This is a genomic window from Micromonospora chalcea (assembly GCF_002926165.1).
In the GTDB taxonomy this organism is placed as follows: Bacteria; Actinomycetota; Actinomycetes; order Mycobacteriales; family Micromonosporaceae; genus Micromonospora; species Micromonospora chalcea.
The window spans coordinates 1-13,216 of record NZ_MAGP01000126.1; the positions used below are offsets into that span (position 1 = coordinate 1).

Annotated in this window: 5 protein-coding genes; all 5 read left to right on the top strand. The window is 76.3% G+C overall.

Annotation, left to right across the window (positions count from 1 at the left end; genetic code table 11):
• Positions 1-490 (top strand): DUF2267 domain-containing protein (locus BAW75_RS20170; protein WP_244206184.1); only part of this gene is annotated, 490 nt, incomplete at its 5' end.
• A gap of 340 nt (positions 491-830) precedes the next feature.
• Complete coding sequence (locus BAW75_RS20175; RefSeq protein WP_244206185.1) at positions 831-4,280, top strand: beta-ketoacyl synthase N-terminal-like domain-containing protein; 3,450 nt, start codon at positions 831-833, stop codon at positions 4,278-4,280.
• Positions 4,277-7,387 carry a thioesterase domain-containing protein gene (locus tag BAW75_RS20180; RefSeq protein WP_104114541.1) on the top strand — a complete coding sequence of 1,037 codons (3,111 nt, stop codon included), beginning with the start codon at positions 4,277-4,279 and terminating at the stop codon, positions 7,385-7,387. The genes BAW75_RS20175 and BAW75_RS20180 overlap by 4 nt, the downstream gene beginning before the upstream one ends.
• A complete protein-coding gene (locus BAW75_RS20185; protein ID WP_104114542.1) occupies positions 7,384-9,687 on the top strand; it encodes a lantibiotic dehydratase in 2,304 nt (767 codons plus the stop codon). Before BAW75_RS20180 ends, BAW75_RS20185 begins: the two co-directional genes overlap by 4 nt.
• A complete protein-coding gene (locus tag BAW75_RS20190; protein WP_104114543.1) occupies positions 9,684-13,187 on the top strand; it encodes a non-ribosomal peptide synthetase in 3,504 nt (1,167 codons plus the stop codon). The genes BAW75_RS20185 and BAW75_RS20190 overlap by 4 nt, the downstream gene beginning before the upstream one ends.
• The last annotated feature ends 29 nt before the right edge of the window (positions 13,188-13,216 follow it).

The following is a 13,216-nucleotide window of genomic DNA, read 5'->3' on the forward strand; positions in this document are numbered from 1 at the left end:
GGCGGGCACCACGCCTGCACCAGTCGGCCCCGGCGGGTACCCGCCGGGGCCGACCGGTGCGGGCGTGGTGCCCGCCGGCGGCGAGGGGAGGGGTGGGATGCGGTTCCCCCTGTTCGTCGAGGCGGTGGCGCGGCGGTCCGAGTTGCCGTCCGACGAGGCCGCGACCATCTCCCGGGCGGTGTTGCAGACCCTCGCCGAGCGGGTCACCGCGGACGAGACGGCCGACCTGGCGGCGCAGTTGCCGGACGACGTCGGCGGCTATCTGGAGCCGGGTGGGATCGCCGTGACCGGCGGCGCGGTGGACTTCCTGTACCGGGTGGCCGAGCGTGCGGCGGTGGATCCGGCGGTCGCCGAGGTGGGCGCGGTGGCGGTGCTCGCCACGCTGCGCGACACGGTGACGGTGGGGGAGTTCCAGGACCTCGTCGCGCAGCTTCCGAAGGGCTTCGACGCGATGGTGGACCCGATCCCGCGGCCACCCTACGATGTCTGAGCAGGCTCCCCGCGATCCGGGTTGAGCTGCGGCACCGGGGCCGCTCCGACGAAGATTCGACTGCCAGAAAGTATTTTCACCGTAAAATAACTCGTCGGCGTTCGCGTACGCTGTAAAACGTCTACGCGCTAGAGGGATGATCGGACGGATTCCTCCGTCCGAGGTTCCAGGACGTCTTCCTCCCTTCGGCTCAAGCCGCATCGATGCTCTTCCGGCGCGGTGATTGAGCAATATTCTGCTTCCAATGTGAAGTCCTGGGGGGGATCAATGATCACATTCGTCGATTGCCGCGTGCCTGTCCTCTGTGGAGCGTATCCCGCTTCCTGACATGGCGGAGCCGATGATTATCAATCGTTTCGGCGCGATCACGGCAGTACACGGCGGACGTCCGGCACTTCTCGGTGAGACCCACGAGGTCACCTACACCGAACTGGCCGGGGCGGCCGGCGGGCACATGGCCGTGTTCGCCGCCGCGGGCCTGCGTCCCGGAGACCGGATCGCGCTGCTCACCGCGCACGGCGCACCGACCGTCGCGGCGCTGCTCGGCGCCCTGGCCGCCGGGTGCGCGTACGTGCCACTGGACCCGGGCTTCCCGGTCGCCCGGCTGCGCCACATGGTCGACGCCGCCGGCGTCACCGCCGTCGCGTGCGCCGCCGAGCACCGCGACCTGGCCTCGGCGCTGGCCGGCGAGCGTCCGGTCGTGCCGCTGGACGAGGTGCCGCCGGCGCCGCTGCGCCCGGTTCCGGCCGAGCCGGACGCGCTGGCGTACGTGCTGTTCACCTCCGGCTCCACCGGCGTGCCCAAGGCGGTCGGGCAGACCCACCGCAACCTGGCCCACGTCGTCGACAACCAGATCGCCGCGCTCGGCGTCGGACCGGACGACCGGCTCAGCCTGCTCGCGTCGTTCAGCTTCGACGCCGCCATCCCCGACCTCTACCCGGCGCTGCTCACCGGCGCCGCCGTCGTCCCGGTCGACCTGCGCCGCCAGGGACTCGCGTACGCCGTCGAGCAGCTCGACCGGCACCGCGCCACGGTGCTGCACTGCACGCCCACCGTCTACCGCTTCCTGCTCGACACGCTCGGCGCGCGCCGGCTGGCCACGGTGCGGGCGGTGCTGCTCGGCGGCGAACAGGCCACCTGGACCGACGCGGCCCGCGGCCGGGACCGGTTCACCCCCGAGTGCGTGCTGGTCAACGGCTACGGCGCCACCGAGATGACGTTCGCCGCCCGGCACGTGCAGCCGCTGTCCGAGGTGGACCCGGACGCCCGCGGGCCGCTGCCGGTCGGCACCGCGTTCCCCGGCTACCGGCTCGACCTCGCCCCGGACACCGGCGAGATCGTCGTCCACAGCCGGCACCTCGCCCCCGGCTACCTCAACCAGGACAGCGACCGGTTCGGCGTCGACGCCGACGGGGTGCCGTCGTACCGCACCGGTGACCTCGGCCGGCTGCTGCCCGGCGGGGAACTGGTCTGCCTCGGCCGGCTGGACCGGCAGGTCAAGGTGCGCGGGCACCGGGTCGAGCTGACCGAGATCGAAGCGGTGCTGTCCGCCCAGCCCGGCGTCGCCGGCGTCCGCGCCATCGTGCGCGACGGCGAACTGCTCGCGTACGCCCGCCCGGCCGGCGCCCGCCCCGACCCGGCGGCGTTGCGCGCCGCCCTGACCGCGGAGCTGCCCGACTACGCGGTGCCCCGCGCGGTGGTGGTGGTCGACGAGTTCCCGCTCACCGTCACCGGCAAGGTCGACGAGCGGGCGCTGCCCGACCCGGTGACCGAGGTGCCCGCCGACGCGGCGCCGGCCACCGAGACCGAGCGCGCCGTGCACGACATCTGGTGCGCGGTGCTCGGCCGCGACGCGGTCGGCCGCACCGACAGCTTCTTCGACGTGGGCGGGCAGTCGCTGCTGCTGGGCCAGGTTCAGCAGCGCCTCGCCGAGCGGTTCGGCGTCCGCCTGCCGATGCTGCGCCTGTTCGACCACCCGACCGTCGCCACCCAGGCGGCGCTGCTCGACGCCCCGCCCGAGGCGGTCCGCGCCCCGGTGCTGCCCGCGCCCGCCGCGCCGGTACGCGCCGCCCGCGAGTACACCGGCGACGAGATCGCCGTGGTCGGCCTCGCCGGCCGGTTCCCCGGCGCGCCCGACGTGGCCACGTACTGGTGGAACCTGTGCACCGGGGTCGACTCGGTGCACGACCACACCGACGAGGAACTGGCCGCGCTCGGCGTCGGGCCCGGCCTGCTCGCCGACCCCCGGCACGTGCGCGCCACCGGCCGGCTCGACGGGGTGGCCGACTTCGACGCCGAGTTCTTCGGCTTCGGCGCCGACGAGGCCGCCCGTACCGACCCGCAGCACCGGCTGTTCCTGGAGACCGCCTGGGAGGCGCTGGAGGACGCCGGGCACGACCCGGCCCGCTTCCCCGGGCTGGTCGGCGTCTACGCCGCCACCTCGGCAAACCGCTACTTCCTGTTCCACCTGATGGACAACCCGGCGGTGGTCGGCGACGTCGACCCGGACGACTGGGAGGCCCGGCTCGTCGGCCGCCAGCTCACCGACCACCTGCCCGGGCAGGTGGCCTACCGGCTCGGCCTGACCGGCCCGGCGATGGCCGTGCAGTCCGCCTGCTCCAGCTCGCTCGTCGCGGTGTGCGTGGCCGCGCAGAGCCTCGCCGACTACCAGTGCGACCTGGCCCTGGCCGGCGGCTCCACCGTGATGTGGCCCCGGCACCGGGCGGGCGGGCTCGTCTCGCCCGACGGCCGGTGCCGCGCCTTCGACGAGGCCGCCGCCGGCTCCGGCTTCGGCTCCGGCGCCGGCGTGGTCGCCCTGCGCCGGCTCGCCGACGCGCAGGCCGACGGCGACCGCATCTACGCGATCCTGCCCGGCTGGGCGGTCACCAACGACGGCCCGGACCGGGCCGGCTTCGCGGTGCCCGGCCCGGCCGGGCAGGCCGCCGCCGTCGCCGGCGCGCTCGCCACCGCCGAGGTCGCGCCGGGCGAGGTCCGCTTCGTCGAGGGCCACGGCAGCGGCACGCCGCTCGGTGACGCCATCGAGGTCGCGGCGCTGCACGAGGTGTACGCGGGCGCCGCGCCCGCCGAGTCCACGGCGCTCGGCTCGGTCAAGACGAACATCGGTCACCTCGACGCCGCCGCCGGCATCGCCGGGCTGATCAAGACGGTGCTCGCCGTCCGGCACGGGGTGATCCCGCCGAACCTGCACTTCACCCGCCCGCACCCGGAGATCGACCTGACGGCCGGACCGTTCTACGTGCCCACCAAGGCGCGGGACTGGCCGGACGGCGCGCGCCGGGTCGCGGGGGTCAGCGCGTTCGGCCTCGGCGGCACCAACGCGCACGTGGTGGTGGAACAGCCGCCACCGGCCGAGCCGGCCGACCCGCCCGGCGAGGGGCCGTGGCTGCTGCCGGTCTCCGCGCGTACCCCGGCGGCGCTGCGGGCCGCGCTGACCCGCCTGCGGACCCACCTGGCCGGCGCCGCCCCGGCACTGTCCGACGTGGCCGCCACGCTGGCGCTGGGCCGGCGGGCGTTCGCGCACCGGGCGGCGGTGGTCGCCGCCGACCTGCCGGCCGCACTGTCCGCCCTGGACGTGTTGCTGGACACCGACGCCCGGATCGGCGGCCTCGGCGGTCCGCTGCGCGAGACGGCCGCCGACTGGGTCGCCGGGCGTGACGTCGACTGGCACGAGCTGCACCCCGACGGCACGGTGCGTCGCACCGGACTGCCCACCTACCCGTTCCAGCGCCGCCGGCACTGGATCGACCCCGTGCAGAAAGGTCCGCGGTGAACTGGTTCGTCTCCGCCGGAAGCCGACCCGAGGCCCCGGTGCGATTGTTCTGCCTGCCCTACGCCGGTGCGGGCGCCAGCGCGTTCCGGCGCTGGGCGTCCGAGTTCGGCGAGAGCGTCGACGTGACGCCGGTGCAACTGCCCGGCCGGGAGAACCGGATCACCGAGGACCCGCGCTTCAGCGTCGCCGAGGTGGCCGACGCCATCGCCTCCCGGGCCGACCGCCCGTACGCGATCTACGGCCACTCGATGGGCGGACGGCTCGGCTTCGACGTGGTCCGCGAGCTGCGCCGCACTGGCCGCCCGCTGCCGCTGCGGCTCTACGTCGGCGGTGCCCGCGCCCCGCACGTACGCACCCCCGGCCCGTTCGACGGGCTGTCCCGGGCGAGCGACGACGAGCTGCTGCGCCGCCTCGGCGAGGGCGGCGGCCTCCCCGCCGAACTGCTCGACCACCCGGAGCTGGTGGAACTGCTGCTGCCGCTGCTGCGCGCCGACTTCGGCCGGGTCGACGACTACCGCCACGTGCCCGGCGAGCCGCTGCCGGTGCCGATCGTCGCGTTCGCCGGCCGCACCGACCGGGCGGTCACCCGGGACCAGAACGCGGCCTGGGCCGAGCACACCGCGGCCGGGTTCACCCTGCACGAGCTGGACGGCGGGCACTTCTTCCTGCACGACCGGCTGCCCGAGCTGGCCGCGCTGATCCGCGCCGACCTGACCGCCGCGCTCTCGGACCCCCGCGCCGGCACGCCGGACGCGGGTCCGGACCCGGTGCGCGCCGCCGGCCGCGGGACCGCCGGCGCCGCGCACCGGGTCCCCCTCGGCGACACCGGCTGGTCGGTGTGGCGCGACGCGGTGCTGCGTACCACCGGGTTCCCGGCCGACGGGCTGGAGCTGTTCAGCGCGCCCCGGGCCGCCACCGCCGCCGACGAGCTGCTCGCCACCGGCGCGGGCACGGACCGGTTCGACAAGGAGTTCGAGGAGGCGCTGCGCTCCGGCGCGCAGCGGTTCACCGCGCTGGCCGCCGATCCGCTGCTTCGCGAGGCGGTCACCTGGCAGAACCGGGGCGCGCTCGTCGCGTTCGACGGGCTGGTGCGCGGCGGCGCCGACGCGGCCCGCAACGTACGCCGCCGCGACCGGGAACGGGCGCTGCTGAAGTACTGGCAGCGCTACTGCGGCAAGAACGAGACGGTCGGCTTCTTCGGGCCCAGCTGCTGGGTCACAGTCGATCCGGCACAGCCGGAAGTTGCCCGGGTCAACCCCGGCGACCGGTTGACCCGCCGACGCTGGGTGTGGTTCGAGTCGTGGGCGCTGACCGCGTACGCCGACCGGATCGGCGCGGACCTGGCGGTCCGCCGCTGGTGGCCACCGATGCTCCGGCCACACCTGGCGGTCCGGGACCGGGCCGTGCTGCGCCCCGGACGTCCGCCGCTGACGCTGACCCCGGTCGAGGCCGGGCTGCTGCGCGCGGCCGACGGGCGGCGCCCCGCCGCCGACCTGGTCGCCGACCCGGCGATCGGGCTGCGCCGCCCCGAGGACGGCTACGCGCTGCTCGACCGCCTGGTGGAGCGCGAACTGATCACCTGGGACGCGGCCCTGCCGGTGAGCCCGGACGCCGAACGGGTGCTGGCCGACCGGATCGAGGCGATCGGTGACGAGCAGGCCCGCGCCGCCGCCCGCGCCGGGTTTGACCGGCTGCGCGCCGCGCGCGACGAGGTGGCCGCGGCGGCCGGGGACGCGGAGCGGCTGCGCGCCGCGCTGGACGCGCTCGACGCCACGTTCACCGAGCTGACCGGCGTGCCCGCGGTACGCCGGGCCGGACAGATGTACGCCGGGCGCACGGTCTGCTACGAGGACAGCGCCCGGGACCTGGACGTGGTCTTCGGCGCGCCGCTGCTGGCCGAGCTGGCCGCCCCGCTGGACGTGCTGCTGCGCGCCGCCCGCTGGCTGGCCAACGCGCTCGCCCGCGCCTACCTCGACGTGCTGCGCGGCCTGTACGAGGAACTGCGCGCCGAGTCCGGCGGCCCGGTGCCGCTGGCCGACCTGTGGTTCCTGGCCCAGGGCATGTTCTGGGGCGACGGCGAGCGGCCCGTCGACGCGGTGGCGGCGGAGTTCGCCGCCCGCTGGTCCGGGCTGTTCGGCCTGGACACGCTGCCCGCCGACACCACCGACGTACGGCTGCGCGCGGCCGACCTCGCCGACCGGATCGACGCGGAGTTCCCCGGCGCCGACCCGGAGTGGTCCAACGCCGCCATCCACAGCCCCGACCTGCAGATCTGCGCCACCGACGCGGACGCGCTGCGGCGCGGCGACTACACGGTGGTGCTCGGCGAGCTGCACGCCGCCTGGTCGTCGTTCGACTGCGCCGTGTTCACCCCGTCGCACCCGGACGTGGAGCGGCTGCGCGACGCGCTGGCGGCGGACCTCGGGCAGCGGCGCGTCCGGCTGCTGTTCCCGGCCGACTGGCCGCGCCGGACCAGCCGTACCGCCGAGTCGCTGACCGGCCCGACCGACCGGCACCTGGCGTTCCTCGACGCGCCCGGCGCCGACCCGGCCCGCGTGCTGCCCACAGTGGACCTGGTCGTCGACGACGTCGACGGCGAGCTGGTGGCGACCGCCTCGGACGGGCAGCGCTGGCCGCTCACCGAGATCTTCGCCGAGCCGTTCAGCGCGCACGCCGTGGACGGCTTCAAGCTGGTCGCCGCCGCGCCGTACACGCCCCGGATCACCGTGGACCGGCTGGTGCTGGCCCGGCAGACGTGGCGGACCACAGTGGGCGACAGCGGCCTGGCCGTCCCGAACGGGGAGCGCGAGCGCTTCCTCGCCGTCCGGGACTGGCGCCGCCGCCTCGGCCTGCCCGAACAGGTGTACGTCAAGTTCGGCACCGAGACCAAGCCCTGCTTCGTCGACCTGTCCGCGCCGGCGTTCGGGACCACGCTCTGCGCGATGGCGCGCGCCGCCCGGGTCGACGGCGGCGACGACGTCTCGTTCACGGTCAGCGAGATGCTGCCCGCCCCGGAGCAGGCGTGGGTGCCCGACGGACAGGGCCGCCGCTACTTCAGCGAGCTGCGCCTGCACATCACCGACGCCCGGCGGGAGGACCACCGGTGAGCCATCTGGTGCCCCTGGGCGACACCGGCTGGTCGGTGTGGCGTGACGTGGTCCTGCGGACCGCCGGTTTCCCGGCCGCCGGGCTGGACCGGTTCGCCGCGCCGGACTGCGCCGCCGTCGCGGACGCGCTGCTCGCCGGCGACACCGGCGCCGAGGTGTTCGACAAGACGCTGCGCGAGGCGTTCGCCGAGTCCTCCGCGGTGGCCGGCGAGCTGGCCGCCGACCCGCTGCTGCGCGAGGCGGTGACCTGGCAGAACCCGGACATGCTGATCGCGCTGGACGGGCTGCTGCGCACCGACCCGCAGGTCCGCAACGTGCGCCGCCGCAAGCGCGAGCTGAGCCTGCTGCGCTACTGGCAGCGCTACTGCGGCAAGGCCGAGACCATCGGCTTCTTCGGCCCGGTCTGCTGGGGCACGTTCGACACCACCCGGCCCGGCGTGCACACCGTGCCCGGTGCCGCGCTGGTGCACCGGCGGCGGGTGTACTTCGAGGCGTGGGCGCTCATCGCGAAGGCCGACCGGCTCGCCGACGACCTGGCGGTGCGCCGCTGGTGGGCGCCGGCCCTGCAACCGCACCTGACCGTCGCCGGCCGGGAGCTGCGCTGGCCGCTGCACCCGCCGATCGCGCTGACCCCGGTCGAGGCGCTGGTGCTCGGCGCCTGCGACGGGCGTACCCCCGCGGTGGAGCTGGCGCAGCGGCTGTGCGACGCCGGTGACGTGCACAGCGCCGACGACGTCTACCTGCTGCTGGACCGGTGGGTCGAGCGCGGCCAGCTCAGCTGGGGCGCGAACCTGCCGATCGCGCCCGACGCCGAACTGGTGCTCGAAGCGCGGATCGCCGCGATCGGCGACGAGCCGGTCCGCGCCGCCACAGCGGCCGAGTTCGGCCGGCTGCGCGCCGCCCGCGACGAGGTGGCCGCGTCGGCCGGCGACCCGGACCGGCTCGGCGCCGCGCTCGCCGCGCTCAACGCCGAGTTCACCGCCGTCACCGGCCGCCCGGCCACCCGGCACAGCGGGCAGATGTACGCCGCCCGCACCGTCTGCTACGAGGAGACCGCCCGCGACCTGGAGTTCCGCATCGGGTCGGCGGTCATCGACGCGCTCGCCGAGCCCCTCGCCGTGGTGCTGCGTACCGCCCGCTGGTTCACCGGCGAGGTGGCCGCCCGCTGCGGTGAGGTCTTCACCGAACTGCACGAGGAACTGGCCGCCGACGGCCCCGTGCGGCTGGCCGACCTGTGGCTGCTGGCCCAGGGCACGCTCGTCTCCCCGGACGGCCCGATCGGCCGGGCCGGCGCCACGCTCACCGCACGCTGGGCCGAGCTGTTCGGCCTGGCCGACCTGCCCGAGGGGCAGCCGGAGCTGCGGCTGCGCGCCGCGGACCTGACCGACCGGGTCCGGGAACTGTTCCCGGCGACCCGGCCCGGCTGGCCGTCGGCCCGGCTGCACAACCCGGACGTGCAGCTGTGCGCCGCCTCGCCGGAGGCCGTCGAACGCGGCGACTTCCTGCTCGTGCTCGGCGAGCTGCACCCGGCGTCGGTCGCGTTCGACAGCGCGGTGCTCAGCCCGTTCCACCCCGACCCGGCGGCGCTGCGCGCCGACCTCGACGCCGACCTGGGCCCGGTCCGGCTGCGGGTGCTGTGGCCGGACAGCTTCCCCCGCCGCACCACCCGCACCACGTACGCGCTGACCGGCCCGGCGGACCGCCAGCTCGGCATCGACACCGCGCACGGCGCCGACGTGGACCGCCTGGTCCCGGCCACCGCCGTGCTGGTCGAACGCACCGGCGACACGCTCACCGCGGTCTTCCCCGACGGCGCCCGCTGGCCGCTGATGGAGGTCTTCGCCACGCTGCTCGGCTCGCTGCTGCTCGACGCGTTCAAGCTGCTCGGCGCCGCGGCGTACACGCCCCGGATCACCATCGACCGGCTGGTGGTGGCACGGCGCACCTGGCGCACCACGGCCGGGGCGTGCGGGCTGGGCGGCCACCCCGACGAGACCTCCCGCTACCTGGCGGTACGCCGCTGGCGCGCCGAGACCGGCCTGCCCGAGCGGGTCTTCGTCAAGGTCGGCACCGAGATCAAACCCTGCTACGTGGACCTGACCGGGCCGCTGTACGCGCAGTCCCTGTGCGCCATGGTCGACGCCGCGCTGCGGACCGGCCCGGACGTGCCGGTGGTGGTCTCCGAACTGCTGCCCGCCCCCGCCGAGGCCTGGGTGCCCGACGCCCAGGGCCGCGGCTACGTCAGCGAACTGCGCCTCCAGATCACCGACCCGGCCGAGCACCTTGGAGCACTCCGGTGACCGACACCCTGACCGTCAGCGCCGTCCACGGCACCGACCTGCCCTGGCCGGACGCCACCCTCGCCGACCTGATCACCGCGCAGGCGGCCCGCACCCCGGACGCGGTGGCGGTGCGCCAGTGGGACACCCGGCTCACCTACCGGCAGCTCGTCGACCGGGCCGCCGGGGTGGCCGCCGCGCTGCGTGAGCACGGCGTCGGCCGGGGCGACCGGGTCGGCGTGTGCGGCGCGCGTACCCCCGACCTGGTGACGACTGTGGTCGGCGTGCTGCTCGCCGGCGCCGCGTACGTGCCGCTGGAGCCGGGCGGCCCCCGGGCCCGGCTGCGCGGCATCGTCCGCGACGCGGGCGTCCGGGTCGTCGTCGGCGACGCGGCGGCGGCCGAGTTCGGCGACGAACCCGGCGTGACGGCGCTCGGCCTGCCCGGCCCGGCCCCGCTCGCGCCCTGCCCGGCCCGCCCCGGCGACCCGGCGTACGTGCTGTTCACCTCCGGCTCCACCGGCCGCCCGAAGGGCGTGCTGACCACCCACCGCAACGCCGTCGAGTTCGTCACCGGAGTGAGCGCGCTGACCGGCGCCGACGCCTCGGTGCGCAGCCTCGGCATCGCCTCGCTCGGCTTCGACGCCGCCACCATGGACCTGTTCGTGCCGCTGACGCTCGGCGGCGCGGTGCAGCTGCTCGGCGCCGACGACCGGGCCGACCCGGTCCGGCTCGCCCGGTTCGTCGCCGAGCACGAGGTCACCTGGGGCTTCATCACCCCGACCGTGCTGTCGCTGCTGGACCCGGCCGGGTTCCCGTCATGGCGGGTGCTGCTCTGCGGCGGCGAGGCGGTCCCGGCCGAGCTGGTCGCCCGCTGGGCGCCGGGCCGCCGGTTCCTCAACGGCTACGGCCCCACCGAGACCACGGTGCTGGCCGTCACCTGCGACCTCACCCCGGCCGACACCGACCCGATGCCGATCGGCCGGCCGCTGCCCAACCACCGGGCGTACGTGGTCGACGCCGGACTGCGGCCGGTGCCGGCGGGCGAGACCGGCGAGCTGCTGATCGGCGGGCCCGGCCTGGCCGACGGCTACCTGAACCGGCCCGGCCTGACCGCCGAGCGGTTCGTGCCCGACCCGTTCGGCGACGTCCCCGGCGAGCGGCTCTACCGCACCGGCGACCTGGTCCGGCAGGGCCCGGACGGCCGGATCGTCTACCTGGGCCGCGCCGACCGGCAGGTCAAGGTGCGCGGCCAGCGCATCGAGCTGGGCGAGATCGAGGCGGTGCTGGCCGCCTGCCCCGGCGTCGAGCGCGTCGCGGTGGAGGCGGTGCCCGGCCCGGCCGGCGCCGAGCTGGTCGCGTTCCTCACCCCGGCCGGCGCGCCCGGCGACGACGAGCTGCGGGCGTACGCGCAGACGCGGCTGACCACCGCGATGCTGCCGGCCCGGACGGTGCGGCTGGACGCGCTGCCGGTCAGCCTGGTCACCGGCAAGCTGGACCGGCCGGCGCTGCGCGAACTGGCCGCGGCGACCCCGGCCGCAGTCGCCGACGCGTCCGCCGACGACGACCCGGTGACGGCGGCGGTCCGGCACGTCTGGACCCGGCTGCTCGGCGCCGCGCCCGCCCCGGACAGCGACTTCCTCGCCGCCGGCGGCAACTCCATCGCCGCGATGCGGCTGGTCGCCGCGCTGCGCGCGGAGCTGGGCCGGCAGGTGGACACCCGGGTGCTGTTCGCCGACCGCACGTTCGCCGCGCTGGTGGACCGGGTCCGCGCCGCCGACCCGGCCGACGCCGACGGGCTGACCACCGGCAACCCGCCGACGCTGTCCCCGCCGCAGCGGCGGCTGTGGTTCATGGACCAGCTCGCCCCGTCCAGCGCGCCGTACAACATCGCCGTCGCGCACCGGCTGCGCGGGCCGCTGGACGTCGCCGCGCTCGGCGCCGCGCTGCGCGCCGTCGCCGAACGGCACGACGTGCTGCGCTGGCGGATCCCGCAGAACGGCGGCGTGCCGTACGCGGTCCGCGAGGAACCCACCGACGTGGCGGTGCCGGTGGTCGACCTGACCGCCGCCGCCGACCCGGACACCGAACTGGCCGGCATGCTCGCGGCCGGCGCCGGGCACGCGTTCGACCTGGCCACCGGCCCGCCCTGGCAGGTGACCGTGTACCGGCTCGCCGCGCAGGAGCACGTGCTCGCGGTCACCGTGCACCACGCGGTCTTCGACGGCTGGTCCGAGGCGCTGCTCTACGACGAGCTGGCGCTCGCGTACGCCCGCGCGCTCGGCCGGTCCGTGCCGGGCCGCCCGCCGCTGCCCGCCACGTACGCCGACTACGCCGTGTGGCGCGCCGCCCGGGACCGGCGCCGCGGCGAGACCGACCTGGCCTGGTGGACCGCGCACCTGGCCGGCGCGCCGACGGTGCTGGACCTGCCCCGCGACCGGCCCCGCCCGGCCGCGCAGACGTACGCCGGCGCGGAGGCCGCGGTACGGCTGGACGAGGCCGCCGACCGGGACGTGCGCGACCTGGCCGCCCGGCGCGGCACCACAGTCGCCGCGGTGCTGCTGGCCGCGTTCGGCGAGCTGCTGCGCCGGGTCACCGGCGGCGACGAGCACGTGCTCGGCGCGATCGTCGCCGACCGGCGGCTGGCCGCGTTCGACGAGGTGATCGGCTTCTTCATCGACACCGTGCCGGTGCGGGTCCGCTCCGGTGGCGCGAGCTTCGCCGAGAAGGTCGACCGGGCCGCCGCCGAGCTGCACGAGGTCACCGCCCACCCGGGCGCGCCGCTGGAACGCATCGTGGAGGCGCTCGGCGTGGGCCGGGACACCTCCCGCGCCCCGCTGGTGCAGGTGCTGTTCAACGTGCTCAACTTCGCCCCGCCCCGGCTGGCGCTGACCGGCCTGGCGGCCGAGCCGGTGGCGGTGCCCAAGCCCGGCTCACCGTTCGACCTGACCGTCTACGTGGTGGAGCGTGACGGGCGGGCCGGCGTCGAGGTGGTGCACAACCCGGACCTGTTCACCGCCGAGCGGATCAGCGCGCTCCTGGCCGACCTGGCCGCCCTGGTCGGCGCGCTCGCCGCCGACCCGGACACGCCGGCCGCCGAGGTGGCGCCCGAGCTGCCCCGCCCGGCGGTGCGTGTGGCCGCGCTCGGCGCGATGACCGTCGCCACCGCCGAACCGGCCCGCGCGCCGCTGCCCACCGGCTCGGACGCGCTCACCGGCACCGAGGAGCTGATCGCCGGCATCTGGCGCGACGTGCTCGGCCGGGACACCGTCGGCGTCACCGACAACTTCTTCGACATCGGCGGCCACTCGATGGCCCTGGCCGCCGTGTACGCCCGGCTCACCGAGGCCACCGGCCGCTCGATCACCATGCTCGACCTGTTCCGCCATCCGACCGTGCGGGCGCTTGCCGCCAGCCTGGACGGGGCCGCCGACCGGCCGGAACTGGCCCGCGCCGCGCTGCGTGCCGCCGCCCGGCGGGGCCGCGCCCGCCGAACCCCGCCGCCACGCCGACCTCACCCGTGACGCGATCCCTTGTGAATGAAGGAACCCCC

Excerpts from the sequence above, each read along its gene's own strand:
- BAW75_RS20175 (WP_244206185.1), top strand. The coding sequence starts at position 831 with ATGATTATCAATCGTTTCGGCGCGATCACGGCAGTACACGGCGGACGT.